15 protein-coding genes are annotated in these 15,774 nt (G+C 52.0%); 6 read left to right on the forward strand and 9 right to left on the reverse strand.

Annotated features, from left to right (window positions below):
* Positions 1-303: 303 nt before the first annotated feature.
* From mnmA to IBX50_RS10315, 3 genes are all read right to left on the reverse strand, one after another.
* Complete coding sequence (gene mnmA / locus IBX50_RS10305) at positions 304-1,470, reverse strand: tRNA 2-thiouridine(34) synthase MnmA (protein WP_292255619.1); 1,167 nt, start codon at positions 1,468-1,470, stop codon at positions 304-306.
* Between the two features lie 61 nt (positions 1,471-1,531).
* Positions 1,532-2,011, reverse strand: coding sequence for an NUDIX hydrolase (locus IBX50_RS10310; RefSeq protein ID WP_292255621.1), 480 nt, complete (start codon positions 2,009-2,011; stop codon positions 1,532-1,534).
* On the reverse strand, positions 2,008-2,616 hold the full coding sequence (locus tag IBX50_RS10315) for a pseudouridine synthase (RefSeq protein WP_292255623.1): 609 nt from the start codon (positions 2,614-2,616) through the stop codon (positions 2,008-2,010). The genes IBX50_RS10310 and IBX50_RS10315 overlap by 4 nt, the downstream gene beginning before the upstream one ends.
* A 147-nt stretch (positions 2,617-2,763) precedes the next feature.
* Here IBX50_RS10315 and clpS point away from each other — a divergent pair, with 147 nt between their 5' ends.
* Both clpS and clpA read left to right on the forward strand, forming a co-directional pair.
* The gene (gene clpS, locus IBX50_RS10320) at positions 2,764-3,156 is read left to right on the forward strand and encodes an ATP-dependent Clp protease adapter ClpS (protein WP_292255624.1); all 393 of its coding nucleotides are present in this window, start codon (positions 2,764-2,766) and stop codon (positions 3,154-3,156) included.
* 55 nt (positions 3,157-3,211) lie between these two features.
* On the forward strand, positions 3,212-5,494 hold the full coding sequence (gene clpA, locus IBX50_RS10325; RefSeq protein ID WP_292255626.1) for an ATP-dependent Clp protease ATP-binding subunit ClpA: 2,283 nt from the start codon (positions 3,212-3,214) through the stop codon (positions 5,492-5,494).
* A 115-nt stretch (positions 5,495-5,609) separates the two neighbouring features.
* Here clpA and infA read toward each other — a convergent pair whose 3' ends face one another.
* From infA to aat, 3 genes are all read right to left on the reverse strand, one after another.
* Positions 5,610-5,828 carry a translation initiation factor IF-1 gene (gene infA / locus IBX50_RS10330; protein WP_292255628.1) on the reverse strand — a complete coding sequence of 73 codons (219 nt, stop codon included), beginning with the start codon at positions 5,826-5,828 and terminating at the stop codon, positions 5,610-5,612.
* A gap of 80 nt (positions 5,829-5,908) precedes the next feature.
* Positions 5,909-6,643 carry an arginyltransferase gene (locus IBX50_RS10335; protein WP_366930707.1) on the reverse strand — a complete coding sequence of 245 codons (735 nt, stop codon included), beginning with the start codon at positions 6,641-6,643 and terminating at the stop codon, positions 5,909-5,911.
* The gene (gene aat, locus IBX50_RS10340; RefSeq protein WP_292255630.1) at positions 6,624-7,295 is read right to left on the reverse strand and encodes a leucyl/phenylalanyl-tRNA--protein transferase; all 672 of its coding nucleotides are present in this window, start codon (positions 7,293-7,295) and stop codon (positions 6,624-6,626) included. The genes IBX50_RS10335 and aat overlap by 20 nt, the downstream gene beginning before the upstream one ends.
* Positions 7,296-7,404: 109 nt before the next feature.
* Here aat and IBX50_RS10345 point away from each other — a divergent pair, with 109 nt between their 5' ends.
* The 3 genes from IBX50_RS10345 to IBX50_RS10355 are packed head-to-tail and all read left to right on the forward strand — an operon-like array spanning position 7,405 to position 11,718.
* A complete protein-coding gene (locus IBX50_RS10345; protein ID WP_292255632.1) occupies positions 7,405-9,744 on the forward strand; it encodes a DNA translocase FtsK in 2,340 nt (779 codons plus the stop codon).
* A gap of 7 nt (positions 9,745-9,751) precedes the next feature.
* Positions 9,752-10,369 (forward strand): outer membrane lipoprotein chaperone LolA, encoded by a 618-nt coding sequence (gene lolA, locus IBX50_RS10350; protein WP_292255633.1) that lies wholly within the window; start codon positions 9,752-9,754, stop codon positions 10,367-10,369.
* A 2-nt stretch (positions 10,370-10,371) separates the two neighbouring features.
* Entirely contained in the window at positions 10,372-11,718 is a 1,347-nt protein-coding gene (locus IBX50_RS10355) for a replication-associated recombination protein A (RefSeq protein WP_292255636.1), read from the forward strand.
* Here the strand turns inward: IBX50_RS10355 and IBX50_RS10360 are convergent.
* Genes IBX50_RS10360 through pilB form a run of 3 tightly spaced genes read right to left on the reverse strand, consistent with a single transcriptional unit; the run spans position 11,695 to position 15,529 of the window.
* Positions 11,695-12,576, reverse strand: a complete 882-nt coding sequence (locus IBX50_RS10360) for an A24 family peptidase (RefSeq protein ID WP_292255638.1) — start codon at positions 12,574-12,576, stop codon at positions 11,695-11,697. The two genes, IBX50_RS10355 and IBX50_RS10360, sit on opposite strands and share 24 nt — an antisense overlap.
* A 10-nt stretch (positions 12,577-12,586) precedes the next feature.
* Positions 12,587-13,804, reverse strand: coding sequence for a type II secretion system F family protein (locus IBX50_RS10365; protein WP_292255640.1), 1,218 nt, complete (start codon positions 13,802-13,804; stop codon positions 12,587-12,589).
* A 9-nt stretch (positions 13,805-13,813) separates the two neighbouring features.
* The gene (gene pilB, locus IBX50_RS10370) at positions 13,814-15,529 is read right to left on the reverse strand and encodes a type IV-A pilus assembly ATPase PilB (protein ID WP_292255641.1); all 1,716 of its coding nucleotides are present in this window, start codon (positions 15,527-15,529) and stop codon (positions 13,814-13,816) included.
* Positions 15,530-15,583: 54 nt separating this feature from the next.
* Here pilB and IBX50_RS10375 point away from each other — a divergent pair.
* Positions 15,584-15,774, forward strand: a 191-nt coding sequence (locus tag IBX50_RS10375; protein WP_292255642.1) for a hypothetical protein, incomplete at its 3' end; no start/stop codon positions are given.

Here is a 15,774-nt window from a genome sequence, read left to right on the forward strand (position 1 = left end):
GTCCAATACAAAAACAGCCATGCTGTTTCTCCGCTTTAACACTTAAACAAAGCCCTTACGGGCACTAGTGACGCGGGGCAAAGCCCCATCTCCCCTCGGGAAAGTCAGCAACCGGCTCCCATCCTTTGCAGGATGGCGGACAGAACCTTCGGCGCTTTACCTTACGCCAGCGTGATCCTGTCCTTCCAGAGCAGCGAACTGAGGAAGCATTCGCTGGTGGGTCTTAACGACCTGTTGCTAACGTAGCGGATTGGTTACCGCTTTCCCTGGTCAACTTAAGCTTGTTTTCACAAGCTCCTGCCTTCAGGCAGGGGTAGTTGACGCTGTTGGTTCATCCTGTAATTGGGTTGACTGCGTGCATAAAAAAGTTTCTTCGATGACACCACCACCAAGGCAGATTTCATCCCGATAAAACACCACCGACTGACCGGGTGTCACGGCTCGTTGTGGTTCAGCAAACACCACTCGGCAACGCCCTCCGTCCAGTAGTTCAACCTCACACTGCTGATCATTCTGGCGATAACGCACCTTGGCGGTACAGCTGAACTGGCTGGCCGGTGGCTGATTCGCAACCCAGTCGGGCGCGGCACAAATCAGGCCATCGGTAAACAGCAGTGGATGATCCTCACCCTGCACGACGATCAGACGATTGTTGTCCAGATCCTTGCCGGCCACAAACCAAGGGGCTTCCGGGTAACCTTTCACGCCACCAATGCCTAACCCCTGACGCTGACCGAGGGTGTAATACATCAGCCCGGCATGTTGACCGATCAACTCGTTTTTATCCGTGACCATTTCACCGGGCTGAGCAGGCAGATAACGCTTGAGAAAGTCACTGAAACGGCGCTCACCAATAAAACAGATGCCGGTAGAATCTTTTTTCTTGGCCGTCACTAGCTCATGCGCTTCGGCCAGGCGGCGCACTTCGGGTTTTTCCAGCTCACCCACGGGGAAAAATGTCAGGCCGATTTCACGGTGACCCACCGCGTGCAGGAAATAACTCTGATCCTTGTTGTTATCCAGGCCGCGCAGCAGCAGTGCCTGGCCGTTTTTATCCTGGCCACGGCGCACATAATGGCCGGTGGCGATGTAATCGGCTCCCAGCAGGCGGGCATAATCCAGAAAGGCTTTGAACTTGATTTCGCGGTTGCAGAGGATATCCGGGTTGGGTGTACGACCAGCCTTGTATTCGGCCAGGAAATGCTCAAATACATGATCCCAGTATTCAGCGGCAAAATTGGCAGCATGGAGTTTAATACCCAGTTTGTCACACACCGCCTGAGCATCGGCATAGTCTTCTTTTGCCGTACAGTATTCGGTATTGTCGTCTTCTTCCCAGTTCTTCATGAACAGGCCTTCCACCTGATAACCCTGCTGCAACAACAACAAGGCTGAAACGGAAGAGTCCACGCCGCCGGACATGCCGACAATCACGCGGGTAGAGGCTGGATCAAGACGGGTGGATGACACTGAGAGCTCCGCTGGATGGACAAATAAACCGAGGCATTATACATGACAAAAGCGCTCAACTTTAAGCGCTTTTCTCGGCACGAAAATCCCGGATCACCTCCAGCGGGAAGGAACGACCAGCCAGATAATCTTCGCAACAAGGGCGAACCATGCCGCTGCGCAACCTTTGCGCCTGTTCAGCGACAAGAATTTCTTCAAAGGTCAGCCAGCGTGCGCCAATGATGCCTTCATCCAAAACCGCATCAGGCACTTCGGACAAGGGGCGGGCGATAAAACAATGGCGATGGTAGGTAATACCGTTGGGTGCTGTATTGATGTAAAGACCCAGATACGCCTGTACTTCAACCAGCCAGCCGGTTTCTTCCAGCGTTTCCCGTTCAGCTGCTTCAATCAGGCTTTCGTCCTGCTCCAGATGACCAGCAGGCTGGTTCAGTACCGGTGTACCGGGACGTTCCTGCTGGTCGTATTCTTCCACCAGCAGAAAACACTCACCATCATAAACCAGCGTGGCAACCGTGGAATTGGGTGTCCAGCGACTCATGGTGCCTCCTTTTTTATACCCTTTTTACGGGGCTTGAGTGCCACCTTGTGTTCTTTGGTTGGCAGATGCACCCGTGTTTGTTTCAGCTGACCTGGTCGCATGTGCTCCAGTGACCAGCTACCGATTGACCAGCGAATCAAACGCAGGGTTGGAAAACCGACATGTGCGGTCATACGGCGCACCTGACGATTACGACCTTCAATCAGTGTAATTTCAATCCAGCTGGTGCCCTTGCCAGGACGTGGATTAACCGGCTCAGCGCGGGGCAGCAGTTTGGGCTCTTTCATCAGGCGTGCTCTGGCTGGTCGGGTTTTGCCATCGTTCAGCTCCACACCATCACACAGGGCTTTTAAGGCTTCGTCGGTAACCTGGCCTTCCACCTGCACCCAGTAGGTTTTGGGCAGTTTAAATTCCGGGTGAGTGATGCGAGCCTGCAATTCACCGTCGCCGGTCAGCAACAATAATCCCTCTGAGTCATAATCCAGACGACCGGCGGGATAAATACCATCGGTCTTGATGAACTCAGCCAGAGTGGTGCGCCCCTTGTCATCGGTGAATTGTGACAGCACTTGCCAGGGTTTGTAGAAAAGATAAAGGTCACTCATGGGAGTCTCATCAATGGTAGCAGAAGGTTTTTTTACAGACTTCCCTTGTGATTTTACTGAATTATCCCTATTTTCTAGGAAAGGTTAGTTATTCTGTTGCAAGGGAATTATTTATAAGGGCAGGAGACTAAGTGGTCAGGGGTTCTGATGCAAGAGGGTTGGTCATTGAAGTCACAGAAGTTTGCGTCCGCTGCAATTCGTTGTGCAAATAACCACAAGGGAGAGGGGCACGAGGAGCACGGGGATGGTGGGCTGGCAACCTTAGCAGCCAAACCGGCATTAAAAAAGCCCCCAATGTACAAGGTGGTGATGCTGAATGATGATTTTACGCCGATGGAGTTTGTGGTTGAGGTATTAATCGGGTTTTTTAATATGGATATGGAAAAGGCTTCACAGGTTATGCTGGCTGTGCACATGCAGGGTCGTGCAGTCTGTGGAATCTACAGCAGGGATGTTGCGGAAACCAAAGCGGCGCAGGTGGTTGATTTTGCCCGTGAGAACCAACATCCGTTGATGTGCAATGTTGAAGCAGTAGAGTAGTAAAAAGACCAGAAGGTCATAACCGGTTCCCAGGCGGGTAAGTGAGGGTAGGCTCATGTTAAGCAAAGATCTCGAACACACGCTGAATGAGGCGTTCACCCTGGCAAGACGGCAACGCCACGAATTCATGACAGTGGAGCACCTGCTCCTGGCGCTGCTGGATAACGAGTCAGCGGCAAGAGTATTAAAATCCTGCGGGGCAGATCTCAGCGGCATCCGCAGAGATCTCAGTGATTTTATCCATGCCACCACCCCAGTGATTCCAAATAACAATATGGAACGCGAAACCCAGCCAACACTCGGTTTTCAGCGGGTGTTACAACGCGCAGTTTTTCACGTGCAATCCTCTGGCAAAAGTGAAGTGACCGGTGCCAACGTACTGGTTGCCATTTTCAGCGAACAGGAAAGCCAGGCGGTTTATTTCCTCAAACAACAGGACATTGCGCGGGTGGATGTTGTTAACTTCATCTCCCACGGCATTTCCAAGGTTTCAGATAGCCCCGAACAACCCGGCAACCTGTTTGGGCAAGAGCAGGAAGAGGCCGAAGGGGTCAGCACCAATCACCCTCTACACAGCTTTGCCACTAACCTGAATGAACAGGCACGAATTGGACGTATTGATCCGTTGGTTGGTCGGGATCACGAAATTGAACGAGTCATCCAGGTGTTGGCGCGGCGTCGCAAGAACAACCCGCTGCTGGTCGGTGAGGCGGGTGTCGGTAAAACCGCCATTGCTGAAGGCTTGGCCAAGCGCATTGTGGATGGCGAGGTACCGGAAGTGATTGCCGATGCCATTGTTTATTCGCTGGATTTGGGCGCACTGCTGGCAGGTACCAAATACCGTGGTGATTTTGAAAAACGCCTCAAAGCCCTGCTGCATGAACTCAAAAAGCAGGAAAACTCCATCCTGTTTATTGATGAAATTCACACCATCATTGGTGCCGGTGCCGCATCCGGCGGTGTAATGGATGCCTCCAACCTGCTCAAACCCATGCTCTCCAGCGGTGAGTTGCGTTGTATTGGCTCCACCACCTTCCAGGAATTCCGTGGCATTTTTGAAAAGGATCGTGCCCTGGCGCGTCGTTTCCAGAAAATTGATGTGATGGAACCCAGTGTTGAAGACACCATTGCCATCCTCAAGGGTTTAAAAAGCCGTTTTGAGAAACATCACAAGCTGCGTTATGACGACCATGCACTGGAAACAGCGGCCCGTCTGGCGGATCGTTACATCAACGACCGACACCTGCCGGACAAAGCCATTGATGTAGTGGACGAAGCCGGTGCTTACCAGCAGTTGCTGCCAGCAGATCAGCGGGTAGAAGTGATTGGCGTGGCGGAAGTGGAAGCCATCGTGGCAAAAATTGCCCGCATTCCACCAAAAACCGTGTCCAGCAACGACAAAGAAGTGCTGCGTAATGTGGAGCGGGATCTCAAAATGCTGGTGTTTGGGCAGGACGAAGGCATCGAAGCGCTGGCCAATGCCATCAAACTGTCTCGTGCCGGACTCAAGGCGCCGGAAAAACCCATTGGTGCATTCCTGTTTGCCGGCCCCACTGGGGTGGGCAAAACCGAGGTCACCAAACAGCTGGCGCGAACACTGGGCATTGAGCTGCTGCGTTTTGACATGTCCGAGTACATGGAACGTCACACAGTGTCCCGTTTGATTGGTGCACCTCCTGGTTATGTTGGATATGACCAGGGCGGCCTGCTGACCGAAGCGGTCACCAAAAACCCGCATTGTGTGTTGTTGCTGGATGAAATTGAAAAGGCACACCCGGAAGTCTTTAACCTGCTGTTGCAGGTCATGGATCACGGCACCCTGACCGACAACAACGGTCGCAAGGCGGATTTCCGTAATGTCATTCTGGTGATGACCACCAATGCCGGGGCAGAAGTGATGACTCGCCGTTCCATCGGTTTCCAGCATCAGGATCACAGCACCGATGGTATGGAAGCCATTCGTAAACTCTTCACACCAGAATTCCGCAACCGTCTGGATACCATTATCCAGTTCAAGTCGCTGGATACTGAAGTGATCAAGAGCGTGGTGGACAAGTTCCTGGTTGAGCTGCAAGCCCAGTTGGATGACAAACGGGTGGTGCTCGAAGTGAACAACAAAGCGCGTAGCTGGCTGGCCGAGAAGGGTTATGACGAAGCCATGGGTGCACGTCCGATGGCACGCCTGATCCAGGAGCAGATCAAGAAGCCGATGGCTGAAGCAATCCTGTTTGGAGAGTTGTCAGTGAACGGGGGTACTGTTCATGTCACGGCAGGCAAGGATGGTCTGAAACTGGAGTTTGAACCAGCCGCTCAGGCAGAAGAAGAGCGCGCGGTTTAAACCTGATTCGGCTTATCTGACGTGTATTGAAAATAAACAAGGGGGCGAAAGCAATCGCCCCTGAATTTTCTTGGTCATGTGCTGCTCAACTAGTGCCTGACTAGCAACTGCCTGACTAGCGAGCGCGGTAAGTGATGCGGCCTTTAGTCAGGTCGTAGGGAGAAAGCTCAACCTTAACCTTGTCGCCAGTGAGAATGCGGATGTAGTTCTTGCGCATTTTTCCGGAAATGTGAGCTGTTAATACGTGACCATTTTCCAGTTCAACGCGGAACATGGTGTTGGGCAGAGTGTCAACAACAACACCTTCCATTTCAATATGATCTTCTTTTGCCATTCGGCATGAACCTCTGATATTTGTAAAAAACCGCGTGCATTCTGCCCTATTTTTCGGCAAAGCGCAAAACAAAGACACGATCAGGTTGGATTAAACGGCACCCACAGCTGCTGTTGCAGGATTTCCAGTGGTTGATAGTTCTGTTTGTAGTTCATTTTGCGACAGGCTTTGATCCAGTAACCCAGATAAAGATGCGGCTGATTCATTGCCTGTATCTGCTGGATTTGCCAAAGCACCGCAAAAACCCCCAGGCTGCGGCGGTCTTGTTCAGGATCATAAAAAGTATAAATAGCGGACAACCCATCTGGCAGGCAATCCACTGCAGCCACCGCCAGCAAATCACCCTGAGTATCACGAAACTCCACCAACTGTGCCCAGGGTTCATTCAGCAACAAAAAACTGCGGAACTGTTCTTCACTGGGTGGATACATATCACCATCCGCATGGCGGCTTTCCAGATACTTCTGGTACAACTGATAATATTCATCGGTAAAACGGGTGGGAAAAACCTCCCAGCTTAAATCACTGTTGCGATTAAGGATTTTGCGTTGCTGGCGATTGGGTTTGAACTCTTTTGCTTTGACACGCACCGACTGGCAGGCATTACAGCCCTGACAATGAGGACGGTACAGGTGCCGGCCACTGCGGCGGAAACCCACCTGAGTCAGAGCGTTGTAAATATCCTGCGACAGCGGCTGCTGAGGATCAAGAAACAGGGTGGTGGCTTCCCGATCCTGCAAATAACTGCAGCGATGCGGCATGGTCTGATAAAAACGCAGTGCAAAGGTCTGCGGATCAAGGGTGTTGATTGTCACCTGCCTTCTCCTGCAAATAACCTAGAAACTCATCACGCGGGATCTCCCGTGCTCCCAAGCTGGCCAGATGCTCCGAATAAACCTGGCAATCAATCAACTTAAAATTCTGCTGTTGCAGCTGCCTGGCCAGAAAAACCAAACAGGCTTTGGAGGCATCACTAACGTTACTGAACATGGATTCACCAAAAAACACCTCACCCAGTGCCAGTCCATACAAACCACCCACCAGTTGATCATTCTGCCAGGCTTCCACCGAGTGAGCATAACCCTGCTGATGCAGTTGATTATAAGCACTTTCCATCTCTGGTGTAATCCAGGTACCGGTGGTGTTTTCCCGCAAAGAGGCACACTGGTGAATCACTCGTTCAAAACACCGATCCAGAGTCAGAGTAAAATCACCTCGACGAAGGCGTTTACCCAAGCTACGGCTGATGTGCACTTCGGCAGGAAACAGCACCATGCGAGGTGCCGGTGACCACCAGAGAGGGGGTTCATTTTCATTAAACCAGGGGAAAATTCCCTGCTGATAAGCACATAGCAGGCGTTCTGGTGAAAGATCACCACCAAAAGCCAGCAGGCCGTTGGGTTCCTTCAGGGCAAGATGGGGTGAGGGAAACCAGAGTGTCTCATCCAGCTGCCAGATTTCGAGCATGTGTGAGCCTTCGAGCTGTTATACAATGGCGACAGACAAAAAGTCTGTGAACGGGCTTTATCATAAGGTGTCAGGTCGTCTGGCAACAAGCTGCGGATAAACTTTTAAAATGAGTGATCAAGACATAAACCTGGCAGCACGCCTCAGAAAGGCACTGCAGGAAGCAGGCGTGCTCTTGCTGGTGCTGGTGGCACTCATGTTGCTGCTGGCGTTATTCAGTTTTAATTCAGCCGATCCTGGCTGGAACAGAGTTTCACTGGCTCCGGCCAGTAATCTGATGGGGCTTTCCGGTGCCTGGCTAGCCGATGTGCTTTTTTCCCTGATGGGGTTTGCAGCCTGGCTGCTGCCGCTGGCATTGTTGCATCTAAGCATCCAGCTGTTACGCCGCCGCTGGGAGAAAGAAGACTGGGACCCTTTTATTCCATCGCTGCGTTTTCTCGGATTTGTGCTACTGGTGATGGGTGTTGCAGCACTGGCGGCGCGGCATTTTTATGCTTTGTCGGTGGATATGCCTTATGGCCCAGGCGGTATTCTGGGTGAAAGCCTGTCCAGTTTTTCCGGCCCGCTGCTGGGTCATCTGGGTGCCACCCTTATTTTTATCTGTGCCTGTATTGCCGGTTTTTCACTAATCACCGGCTGGTCCTGGTTGATGATCATGGATGAACTAGGGTACCTGCTGGTCAGGCTGGCCGAAAAAGCCCAGCAAGCTTTTTCCGAAGCAACGGCTCTGCGGCAGGAGGAAAAACGCCAGTATTATGAAAAAGAACACCCCCCTGCTAGCAACGGCTGGCCTTCTCAGTTAAAAGAGCCGCCCACTCGCATGGCACCTGCCGAACCTCGATTGACAGATGACAGCATTTTTTTTGGTACCGAGCCTGATGCAGAAGAAGACACAAGCCCGCCCTTGATTACAATGCAAAAAGCTGACTCAAAGCAAGATCAGGCAGCTCAGCAACCGCCGGAGGGTGAAAAACCGGGGCTGGATTTGCTCGACACACCCTCGGCTCAGCAGGTGGGTTTTACACCCGAAGAACAGGATTTCATGGCCATCTTGTTGCAACAGAAACTGCAGGAGTTTGGTGTTAAAGCCAGTGTCGTAGATGTCCATCCGGGGCCGGTTATCACTCAGTTTGAGCTAGAACTGGCTGCCGGTATTAAATCCTCGCGTGTTGCTAATCTGGCGCTGGATCTGGCCAGAGCCCTGCGGGTTCCCAGTATCCGCGTGGTGGAGGTGATAGCCGGCAAATCCACCATAGGTATTGAATTACCCAACAAACAACGGTCATTGATTAGCCTGCAAGAAGTGCTCAATTCGGATGACTTTCTGCAGGATCAACATCCATTACCCCTGGCGCTGGGGCAGGATATTGCCGGTCATCCTGTGGTGGTTAATCTTGCCAAAATGCCACACTTGCTGGTGGCAGGCACCACCGGATCGGGTAAATCCGTGGGTGTGAATGCCATGTTGTTGTCCTTGTTGTTACAACGGACACCGGCAGAATTGCGCTTGATTATGATTGACCCCAAAATGCTGGAGCTGTCGATTTATGAAGGCATTCCACATCTGTTGGCACCGGTGGTGACGGATATGAAAGAAGCGTCCAACTCGCTACGCTGGTGTGTAGCCGAGATGGAGCGGCGTTATCAGCTGATGGCCGCCATGGGCGTGCGTAATCTAGCCGGTTTTAATGAAAAGCTGGCAGGAGCCGCTCAGCAGGGTGCCCGTGTAGCTAATCCATTAAAAGAACCACTGCCTGGTTGTGAACCGACTTACCTTGAGCCTTTGCCCTATGTGGTGGTGGTAATTGATGAGTTTGCCGACATGATGATGCTGGTCGGCAAAAAAGTAGAAGAGCTCATTGCTCGACTGGCACAAAAAGCCCGGGCGGCGGGCATTCATCTGATCTTGGCAACCCAGCGGCCTTCGGTGGATGTGATCACCGGCCTGATCAAGGCCAATATTCCTACGCGTATAGCGTTTCAGGTGTCCAGTAAAATCGACTCCCGCACTATTCTGGACCAAAGTGGTGCCGAACAACTGCTGGGTAATGGTGATATGTTGTACTTGCCAACCGGCGCCCCACTGCCCACCCGTATTCATGGTGCTTTTGTCAGTGATGATGAAGTACATCGCGTGGTAGAAAACTGGAAGCTGCGTGGTGCACCAGATTATGAGAAATCTATCCTCACGGGTGATGTCGAAGCTCAGGCGCTGGCTGGTCTAGAAGCGGAATCCACCGGAGACAGCAACAATGAAAATGATCCGCTGTACGATGAAGCCGTCGCTTTTGTGATTGAATCCCGCCGGGCTTCAACCTCGGCGGTACAAAGGCGCTTTAAAATTGGTTACAACCGTGCCGCTCGTCTGGTCGATGCCATGGAAATGGCAGGACTGGTTTCTCCCTTGCAGTCCAATGGTCAACGTGAACTGCTGATACCGGAGCGTTAAAATCAACATGTTTAAAAAAATCCTTAATGCACTGCTGTTGTCTGGGCTGGCTTTTAGCCTGCAGGCTGCAGATGATGTTGCAAAATTACAAGCTTATCTACAGCAACTGCAAAGCCTGGAAGGCAGCTTTGAACAATTAACACTGGATGCCCGTGGTCAGCGGCTACAGGAGGCCCGAGGCAGCATGAGCCTGCAAAAACCGGGGCGCTTTTACTGGCATACCGAGATGCCTTATCCGCAGTTGCTGGTCTCCAATGGTGTAACCCTCTGGGTGTATGACCCGGATCTGGAGCAGGTGACCATTCAAAAGTTGGATCAACGCATGACCAACACCCCGGCCTTGATTCTTTCTGGCGATGCCAAAGACCTGACTTCACATTTTGATATCCAATATGTATCCCGCGGCAAGGAAGAAGAATTCCGCATGTTGCCGCTGGGTAGTGACAGCCTGTTTGAAGTGTTACGGCTCTATTTTGTTGATGGTCGGATCAGCGCTTTGCAGCTGGAAGACAGTCTGGGTCAGCAAACCCGTGTGGAGTTGACCATCAGTGCTTATAACCAACCCTTGGATCAAAAACAGTTTGAGTTTGAACCACCGACCGGGGTGGATGTGATACAGGAATAGTGATGGCTGATGACCTGTTTTCAGCATCAACAGCAACCAGCCATGGCTGGCAACCCCTGGCGGCCAGAATGCGTCCACGCACTCTGGATGAATATCTGGGGCAGGATCATCTGCTGGGGCGCGATAAATCCCTGCGTCAGGCACTGGAAGCAGGACAGCTGCACTCCATGATTTTGTGGGGGCCGCCCGGCGTGGGTAAAACCACCCTGGCAAGGCTGTTGGCAGAACAAGGCCAGTTACGTTATGTCAGCATTTCGGCGGTGATGAGTGGTGTCAAAGACATCCGCGCAGCCGTCAGTGATGCACAGCAGTTACGCCAGCTCAACGGCCAGCCCACCCTGTTATTTGTGGATGAAGTACACCGCTTTAACAAATCTCAGCAGGATGCATTTTTACCCTACATCGAAGACGGCACCTTTATTTTTATCGGGGCAACCACCGAAAACCCCTCTTTTGAACTCAATTCAGCGCTTTTATCCCGCGCCAGGGTTTACCTGCTTAAATCCCTGACAGTGGAGGTGTTGCATAACCTGCTGCAACAGGCCTTGAGTGACCCGCAGCGAGGTTTAGGCACGCGCGGGATAGAGGCCGATGATGAAACCCTGTTGCTGCTGGCGCGGGCAGCAGATGGTGATGCACGGCGGGCACTGAATTTTCTGGAAATTGCTGCGGATCTGGCATCAGAAGGGCAAATTACTGCCGCTACCGTGGCAGAAGTGGTGCAAGAAAGTCTGAGGCGTTTTGACAAGGGCGGAGAAGCCTTTTATGACCAGATTTCTGCCCTGCATAAATCAGTGCGGGGTTCAGCCCCGGATGCTGCACTCTACTGGTTGTGTCGGATGCTGGATGGTGGTTGTGATCCCTTGTATATCGCCCGCCGAGTGGTGCGTATGGCCAGTGAGGACATAGGTAATGCCGATCCTCGTGGTTTGCAGCTGGCACTTAATGCCTGGGATGTACAAACCCGGCTGGGTAGCCCAGAAGGTGAATTGGCAATTGCTCATGCTGTGGTGTATCTGGCGGTGGCAGCAAAATCCAATGCCGTGTATATGGCTTATAAAGCCGCCATGCAAACCGTCAAAAGCACCCCCAGTTATGAGGTGCCGTTACACCTGCGTAATGCCCCCACGGATTTAATGGCTGATCTGGGTTATGGTGCTGATTACCGTTATGCCCATGACGAGCCGGATGCTTATGCTGCAGGAGAGGTTTACCTACCCGAACCACTGCAGGATCTGCGGTTTTATCAGCCGGTGGAGCGGGGGCTGGAAATCAAAATCGCCCAGAAACTCCAATACCTGCGTCAGCTGGATCAACACCAGCCATCAAAACGCCCAGCCGGTGATTAATAACCAGTCTGCCAAACCCAGCACACCGGCCAGTTCTCGGCCACCCACCAGTAACAACAGGCAAGCAACCACCAAATGAGGACCAAAAGGTATGGCCTGTCCCTGCTGCCAGTCGGCTCGCAGTTTTACTACCAGTGCCAGCAATAACCCGGATAGAGATGATAACAAAATTACCGGCACCAATGCCGGAGCACCCAGCCAGGCACCCATCGCCGCCAGTAGTTTAAAATCCCCGCGACCCATGCCCTCCCTGCCGGTCAGCAGTTTAAAAAACCAGTAAAGGCACCAGAGTGAAAGATAACCCACCAGAGCACCTAAAAACGCCTGATCAAACAGGGCCTGATCTGAAAACAACCAGTGCCAGAGCAAACCTGCCCAGACCAGTGGCAGTGTCAGGCGATCCGGTAACAGGCGGGTCTGGGCATCAATCATTGCCAGAGCCAGCAGCGTCCAGGCAAAACCCATGAATGCCAGAGCTTGTAAACTGGCACCAAAACGCCATGCCAGAAGCAGACTCAGCACAGCCGCCAGTAGCTCAATCATTGGGTAGCTGGCAGCAATGGGTGCTTTGCAGGCAACACAACGCCCACGCAGCATTAACCAGCTGATCAGAGGCAGGTTATGCCACCAGCGCAGTGGCGTTTTACAGCTTGGGCAGTGAGATGCCGGCCAGCTTAAGGACAAGGGTTGTGCTGACTCCTGAGATTCAGCTGCACTCCATTCACGTTGCAGGATCAAGGGTAGGCGGTAAATCACCACATTCAGAAAACTACCACACACCAGCCCCAGCAGTGTGGCAAACATCAGCCACATGGAAAACGGCCATAAGCTGGCATCCAGCAGGTGTAACCCGCTCATAAAGAAGCCATCAAAGAATGTCGCCCATCATAAAAATTGGCAGGTACATGGCAATCACCAGACCACCCACAATAATACCCAGCACGGCAATCACCAGCGGTTCCAGCAGGCTGGTCATGCTATCCACCAGGGTATTCACTTCTTCTTCATAAAAGTCGGCCACTTTCATCAGCATGACATCCAATGCGCCGGATTCTTCACCAATGGCCACCATCTGGTTCACCATGGTGGGGAAGAGTTTGCCGTTGCGCATGGCAAAGTTCAGCTGCTGGCCGGTGGAAACATCATCACGAATACGGCTGACATGGTGTTTGTACACCAGATTACTGGTTGAGTTACCGGCAGAATCCAGAGAGTCCACCAGTGTGACACCCGCAGCAAAAGCAGTGGCAAGGGTTCTGGAGAAACGTGCCACGGCAGACTTGTGCAGCAGTTCACCAATGACGGGCAGACGCAAACTCAGCTGGCTGAGGCGGTAATCAAAAGCCGGTGAGCGCTTGCTCATAAAAATCACCGCATAAATGGCTGCGCCAATGCCACCAAACACCAGATACCACCATTCCTGCATAAAACGTGACATATTCACCACCAGCTGGGTGAAAGCAGGCAGTTCAGCACCAAAACCGGCAAACATACTCTCAAACTGCGGCACCACTTTAACCAGCAGCAAACCGGATACCACCATACCAATAATTAACACAAAGACTGGGTAATACAGGGCTTTTTTGATCTTGTTTTTCAGGGATTCCATGCGTTCTTTATACATGGCAACCCGCTCCAGCATGGTTTCCAGAGAGCCGGAGTTTTCACCGGCTTCTACCAGGCTGCAAAACAAATCATCAAACACCTTGGGATGGCGACGTAACGCCTGAGCCACAGGTGTACCGGCAGATACCTGATCGCGCAGATCCACCAGCAGTTTACGCATGGCTGGTTTGGTCTGGCCTTCAATGGTGATGGAAAAAGCCTGCACCACCGGCACCCCGGCCTTGATCATGGTCGCCAACTGACGGGAAAAAATGGTGATGTCCCGTGCGGTAATCTTGTCACCAAAACCAAAACCGAAGGACGTTTTTTTGCGCACCCGTTTGGGACTGATGCCTTGTTCGCGCAGTTTGGCGCGCACCAGGTTAATGTCTTCGGCTTCTATTTCACCTTTGACTTTTTCCCTGCGGGCGTTGGTGCCTTCCCAGGCGAACATAAAAACCTTGTTTTCTTTTTTAGCCATTTAAACCATCTACTCCATGGTGACTCGGGTTAGCTCTTCCACACTGGTCAAACCGGCCAGCACTTTTTTACGCCCTGCCATACGCAGATCATCAAAACCCAGTTCGCGGGCTTTACGGCTGATTTCCAGCGCACTGGAACTATGCATGATTAAATCCGCCAGTTCAGGTGTAATTTTTACCACCTCGTAAATACCCACCCGACCTTTATAACCGTGGGTGCAGTGGCTGCAACCCACTGGCTGGAATATCTGATTTTTATTTAACTCTTCCGCCGTAAAACCAACGGATTCAAGCACATCTTTTGCAGTTTGGGTAGGTGTCTTACAGCGTGGGCAGAGTTTACGTGCCAGACGCTGAGCAATAATCAACTGCACCGATGCCGCCAGATTATAAGGCGGAATACCCATGTTCATCAGGCGATTTAAGGTGGCAGAGGCCGAGTTGGTGTGCAGGGTGGAAAGCACCAGGTGCCCGGTTTGTGCCGCCTTAACGGCAACCTCGGCAGTTTCCAGATCGCGGATCTCACCCACCATCACCACGTCAGGGTCCTGGCGCAGAAAAGCCCGCAGTGCGGTAGCAAAATCCATCCCGACCTTGGTGTTCACGTTAACCTGGTTTACCCCTTCCATATTGATTTCAACCGGATCTTCCGCGCTGGAAATATTGCGCTCCGGGGTATTCAGAATATGCAGGCCGGTATACAGCGTCACGGTTTTACCGCTACCGGTGGGGCCAGTAACCAGAATCATACCCTGGGGATGGGATAAGGCGTCTTCGTAGAGTTGTTTCTGCTCTGGCTCAAAGCCCAGTTGCTCGATGCCCATTTTGGCACTCTCGGCATCCAGTATCCGCAGTACTATTTTTTCGCCCCAGAGGGTCGGCAGGGTATTCACACGAAAATCGATGGTACGGGTTTTGGAAATCCGCAGTTTGATAGCACCATCCTGCGGAATACGCCGCTCGGAGATGTTCATTTTTGCCATGACTTTTAAACGTGCGGCCAGTCGCCCACGCAGGGATAAAGGCGGGCGGGTGACTTCATGCAGAATGCCATCAACACGGCAACGAATCCGGTAACTGTGCTCAAAGGGTTCAAAGTGAATGTCTGATGCGCCACGACGCATGGCATCTAATAACACCTTGTTAACAAACTTAACGATGGGGGCGTCTTCTGTGCCAGCGTCTGCACCCAGTACATCATCCTCTGGCTCCTGACTATCTCCGACTTCCATGCCATCCAGCTCGACACTGTCCAGATCACCCAGCGCCCCGATATCGGTTTCCAGTGATCTTTCCAGCGCGTTATGCAGCTTGTCTTCTGCCACGATCACCGGATGAATCAACAGCCCGGTCTGAAACTGGATTTCATCCATAGCGGCCAGGTTAGTCGGAGAGGAAAGCCCTAGCGTCAGCAGATTACCCCGAACATACAAAGGCAGAGCCTGATGTTTACGCAGCAGATTTTCATCCACCACCTTTTTGGGTAGTTGTGTGGGATCAAAGGCCTCCAAATCCAGATACGGCAGACCAAACTCTTCTGCAACCAAGCTGGCCAGCAGGTCGGAATTGATTCGACCAGAACCGCTAAGGTAATGAATATAGGGCTGGTTTTTATCTCGGGCATCGGCCTGAGCCGCCAGCGCTTCACCTTCATCCATCAGGCCTTCACGAATCAGCCTTTTAGACAGGGAACTGAGTACATGAGGATTGGAAAGATCAACCATAACACCAGCATCCTTCTGCTTGCGGCAAAAAACTATGAGTGGGGATTATGACAGTTGTTACTGACGCTGTGTGAACGGCAACAAACCATTTTTTTGTCCCAAATCAGTAAAGTCATAGTTGCAATCGGTAACAAAGTGTTTCATAGTTGGCATCGAAGCTCAAGCTTTCCCCGCAGCAGGGAAGCAAGCGATCTTAAAATCCCTTTTGTTTATGGAGTGTTGACGATGAAAGCAAACCAACAAGG

This window comes from Marinospirillum sp. (assembly GCF_014859565.1).

Coding starts and splice junctions, on each gene's coding strand:
- IBX50_RS10310 (WP_292255621.1), bottom strand. CDS start 2,011: ATGAGTCGCTGGACACCCAATTCCACGGTTGCCACGCTGGTTTATGAT.
- IBX50_RS10315 (WP_292255623.1), bottom strand. CDS start 2,616: ATGAGTGACCTTTATCTTTTCTACAAACCCTGGCAAGTGCTGTCACAA.
- clpS (WP_292255624.1), top strand. CDS start 2,764: ATGCAAGAGGGTTGGTCATTGAAGTCACAGAAGTTTGCGTCCGCTGCA.
- clpA (WP_292255626.1), top strand. CDS start 3,212: ATGTTAAGCAAAGATCTCGAACACACGCTGAATGAGGCGTTCACCCTG.
- infA (WP_292255628.1), bottom strand. CDS start 5,828: ATGGCAAAAGAAGATCATATTGAAATGGAAGGTGTTGTTGTTGACACT.
- aat (WP_292255630.1), bottom strand. CDS start 7,295: ATGCTCGAAATCTGGCAGCTGGATGAGACACTCTGGTTTCCCTCACCC.
- IBX50_RS10345 (WP_292255632.1), top strand. CDS start 7,405: ATGAGTGATCAAGACATAAACCTGGCAGCACGCCTCAGAAAGGCACTG.
- lolA (WP_292255633.1), top strand. CDS start 9,752: ATGTTTAAAAAAATCCTTAATGCACTGCTGTTGTCTGGGCTGGCTTTT.
- IBX50_RS10355 (WP_292255636.1), top strand. CDS start 10,372: ATGGCTGATGACCTGTTTTCAGCATCAACAGCAACCAGCCATGGCTGG.
- IBX50_RS10360 (WP_292255638.1), bottom strand. CDS start 12,576: ATGAGCGGGTTACACCTGCTGGATGCCAGCTTATGGCCGTTTTCCATG.
- IBX50_RS10365 (WP_292255640.1), bottom strand. CDS start 13,804: ATGGCTAAAAAAGAAAACAAGGTTTTTATGTTCGCCTGGGAAGGCACC.
- pilB (WP_292255641.1), bottom strand. CDS start 15,529: ATGGTTGATCTTTCCAATCCTCATGTACTCAGTTCCCTGTCTAAAAGG.